Raw genomic sequence first — 3,544 nt, forward strand, 5'->3', positions numbered from 1 at the left:
GGAGAAACGCTGGCGCTGGTGGGCGAATCGGGCTCGGGCAAATCGGTGACATCGCTGGCGCTGATGCGCCTGATTGCACAGGCCGGCGGCGCGGTCAGTGGTGAAATCCTGCTGCGGCGGCGCAATGGCGAGGTGCTGGATGTGATGCGGGCGTCTGCCAGCCAGATGCGCCGGGTGCGCGGTGCGGATATGGCGATGATCTTTCAGGAGCCGATGACGTCGCTCAACCCGGTGTTCACCGTCGGTGAACAGATCGCCGAATCCATTCGTTTGCATCAGGGGAAAAGTCACCAGCAGGCACAGGCCGAAGCGCGACGCATGCTGGACCTGGTGCGCATTCCAGAAGCGCACAATGTGCTGTCGCGCTATCCGCATCAGCTCTCCGGCGGTATGCGCCAGCGCGTGATGATCGCCATGGCGCTGTCGTGCAAGCCAGCGCTGCTGATTGCCGATGAGCCGACCACCGCGCTGGACGTCACCATCCAGGCGCAGATTCTGCAGCTGATTCGCGTGCTGCAAAAAGAGATGCAGATGGGCGTCATCTTTATTACGCATGATATGGGCGTGGTGGCGGAGATGGCCGATCGCGTGCAGGTGATGTATCGCGGCGATGTGGTTGAGCGCGCGCCGGTGCAGCAGCTGTTCGATGCGCCGCAGCAGCCGTATACCCGCGCGCTGCTGGCGGCCGTGCCAAAGCTCGGGGCGATGAGCGGCCAGCCGCTGCCGGCGAAGTTTCCGCTGCTGCATACCAACGGCCGCGAAGAGGCCAGCACGCCGCAGGATACCGTGCGTCACGATCGTCCGCCGATTTTACAGGTGCGCGATCTGGTTACGCGCTTTGATATTCGCGGCGGGCTGCTCAATCGGGTTAAGCGTCGCGTCCACGCGGTGGAAAAAGTCAGTTTCGATCTTTATGCAGGCGAAACCCTCGCGCTGGTGGGCGAGTCCGGCTGCGGTAAATCCACCACCGGACGCTCACTGCTGCGGCTGGTCGCCAGCCAGGGCGGCAGCATCACCTTTGACGGCCAGCGCATTGATGCGCTGCAGGGCAGGGCGCTGGCCACGCTGCGCCGCGACATTCAGTTTATCTTTCAGGATCCGTATGCGTCGCTCGATCCGCGCCTTACCGTCGGCTTTTCAATTATGGAGCCGCTGCTGGTGCATCGCAGCATGGGGCGCGCGCAGGCAGAGAAACGCGTCGCCTGGCTGCTGGAACGCGTCGGTCTGCTACCCGAACACGCGCAGCGCTACCCGCACGAGTTTTCTGGCGGTCAGCGCCAGCGTATCTGCATCGCACGCGCGCTGGCGCTCAATCCTAAAGTGGTGATCGCCGACGAATCCGTCTCCGCGCTGGATGTGTCGATTCAGGCGCAGATCATCAATCTGATGCTGGATTTACAGCGTGAATTTGGCATCGCCTTCCTGTTTATTTCGCACGACATGGCGGTGGTGGAGCGCATCAGTCATCGCGTGGCGGTGATGTATCTCGGGCAGATTGTGGAGATGGGGCCGCGTCAGGCGGTATTCGAACAGCCGCGCCATCCTTATACCAAAAAACTGATGGCCGCGGTGCCGGTGGCCGATCCGGCGCATCGGCACCGCGAGCGGGCGCTGATGGTCGATGAGATCCCCAGCCCGATTCGCCCGCTGGGTGATGAGCCGGAAGTGGCACCGTTACTGGAAGTGGCGCCGGGCCATTTTGTCGCCCGCCATGCCATTAGCGGCGCCTGAGCAGCAACCAACCGCGCCCTCTGTGCAGGGCGCGCAAGACAGGGACTACAGGAGATCGATAACGATGCACCATATCATGCGAAAAGGGGTTATCACTGCCGGGTTGTTGAGTTCGGCGCTGGCGCTGCCCGCCTGGGCGGCCAAAGATGCGGTGATTGCCGTGGCGTCGACCTTCACCACGCTGGATCCGTACGACGCCAACGACACGCTGTCGCAGGCGGTGGCCAAGTCTTTCTATCAGGGGCTGTTCGGCTTCGATAAAGACATGAAGCTGGTCAACGTACTGGCCGAAAGCTATCAGGCCAGCAGCGATGGGCTGACTTATACCATCAAACTGCGTCCGGGCGTGAAATTCCAGGATGGCACGGATTTCAATGCCGAAGCGGTGAAGGTCAACCTCGACCGCGCGAGTAATCCGGACAACCATCTCAAACGCTATAACCTGTTTAAATATATCGCCACCACCGAAGTGGTCGATCCGTCCACGGTGAAAATTACCCTGAAGCAGCCGTTCTCAGCGTTTATCAACAATCTGGCACACCCGGCTGCGGTGATGATCTCGCCAACCGCGCTGAAAAAATATGGCAAGGACATAGGTTTCCATCCGGTAGGCACCGGACCTTATACCTTTGACACCTGGAACCAGACCGACTTTGTCAAAGTGAAAAAGTGGTCGGGCTACTGGAAACCGGGCTATCCAAAACTCGACAGCATTACCTGGCGTCCGGTGGTGGATAACAACACCCGCGCGGCCATGCTGCAAACCGGCGAGGCCAGCTTTGCCTTCCCGGTGCCGTTAGAGCAGGCCAAACTGTTGCAGGGCAATAGCAAGCTGGATGTGGTGACCACACCATCGATCATGCAGCGTTACATCAGCCTCAACGTGACACAAAAGCCGTTCGATAACCCGAAAGTGCGTGAAGCGCTGGAGTACGCCATCAATCGCCAGGCGCTGGCCAAAGTGGCCTTTGCCGGTTACGCCACGCCAGCTACCGGCATCGTGCCGCCGCGCATTGATTTTGCCCAGAGCTATCCGGCCATCAAATACGATCCGGCCAAAGCGCGCGAGTTGCTGAAGGAAGCGGGCTACCCGAACGGTTTCGAAACCACGCTGTGGTCATCGCATAACCACAGCACCGCGCAGAAAGTGCTGCAGTTCACCCAGCAGCAGCTGGCGCAGGTGGGTGTGAAGGTGAAAGTCACGGCGATGGATGCCGGCCAGCGCGCGGCGGAAGTGGAGAGTAAAGGGCAGAAAGAGAGCGGGGTGCGCATGTTCTACACCGGCTGGTCAGCCTCCACCGGCGAAGCCGACTGGGCGCTGACGCCGCTGTTCGCCAGCAGCTCGTGGCCACCGGCGATCTTCAACACCGCGTTCTACAGCAACCCGCAGGTGGATAAAGACCTGGCGGATGCGCTGAAGACCACCGATCGCGACCAGAAAGCCAGACTGTATAAAGACGCGCAGGACCGTATCTGGAACGATCACCCGTGGATTCCGCTGGTGGTGGAGCAGCTGCTGTCTGCGAACAATAAAAACCTGACCGGTTTTTACGTCATGCCCGATACCTCATTCAATTTTGATGAGGCGGATCTGAAGTAACAGACGCGGCCAGCCTTACGGGGCTGGCCGATGCTGCGCGGGATTTCGCATGCTCAACTATTTTCTTAAACGCCTGCTCGGGCTGATTCCCACGCTGCTGATTGTCGCAGTGCTGGTGTTCCTGTTCGTGCATCTGCTGCCGGGCGACCCGGCGCGCCTGATTGCCGGACCGGAAGCGGATGCCTCAGTGGTGGCGCTGGTGCGTCAGGAGCT

2 protein-coding genes and 1 pseudogene are annotated in these 3,544 nt (G+C 60.5%); all 3 read left to right on the top strand.

Annotated features, from left to right (window positions below):
• The coding region (locus ERD80_RS21395) for a dipeptide ABC transporter ATP-binding protein (protein ID WP_136548467.1) at positions 1-1,731 on the top strand (1,731 nt) is incomplete at its 5' end.
• 64 nt (positions 1,732-1,795) lie between these two features.
• Positions 1,796-3,331: a glutathione ABC transporter substrate-binding protein GsiB gene (gsiB, locus tag ERD80_RS21400; RefSeq protein WP_136548469.1), complete on the top strand. Its 1,536-nt coding sequence runs from the start codon at positions 1,796-1,798 to the stop codon at positions 3,329-3,331.
• 49 nt (positions 3,332-3,380) lie between these two features.
• Positions 3,381-3,544: pseudogene (locus tag ERD80_RS21405) on the top strand (glutathione ABC transporter permease GsiC); the annotation flags it as partial.

The organism is Pantoea sp. R102, from assembly GCF_004916815.1.
GTDB classification, from domain to species: Bacteria; Pseudomonadota; Gammaproteobacteria; order Enterobacterales; family Enterobacteriaceae; genus Pantoea; species Pantoea dispersa.